The sequence below is a fragment of the Algoriphagus alkaliphilus genome (assembly GCF_900103735.1).
Lineage (GTDB): Bacteria > Bacteroidota > Bacteroidia > Cytophagales > Cyclobacteriaceae > Algoriphagus > Algoriphagus alkaliphilus.
This window is the reverse complement of sequence record NZ_FMXE01000024.1, coordinates 67,762-68,131: the sequence shown is the minus strand read 5'-3', so window position 1 is coordinate 68,131 and position 370 is coordinate 67,762. Positions and strand designations below refer to the sequence as shown.

Here is a 370-nt window from a genome sequence, read left to right as displayed (position 1 = left end):
TAGCCGATGTTACAGGCGAATGTGCTGCGACAGTTACAACTGTTCCAACAGCCTTGGATAACTGCCAAGGAACGATCCTAGGAACAACCGAAGATACGCTGACTTACAACACCCAGGGAACTCATACGATCACCTGGGATTTTGACGATGGCATCGGAAATACTTCTCAGCAAACTCAGAGGGTCATTGTAAAAGATGTAACCGCTCCGGTTCCGACCCTTGAAACCCTAGCCGATGTTACAGGCGAATGTGCTGCGACAGTAACAACTGTTCCAACTGCCTTGGATAACTGCAAAGGAACGATCCAAGGAACTACGACTGATCTCTTGACTTACAACACTCAGGGAACTCATACGGTCACCTGGAAATT

The 370-nt window shown here is 47.8% G+C and carries 1 protein-coding gene; it reads left to right on the top strand.

The annotated features are described in order from the left end of the window. Positions 1-370: HYR-like domain-containing protein (locus BLQ81_RS22325; RefSeq protein ID WP_175454247.1), on the top strand; the 370-nt coding region annotated here is incomplete at both ends.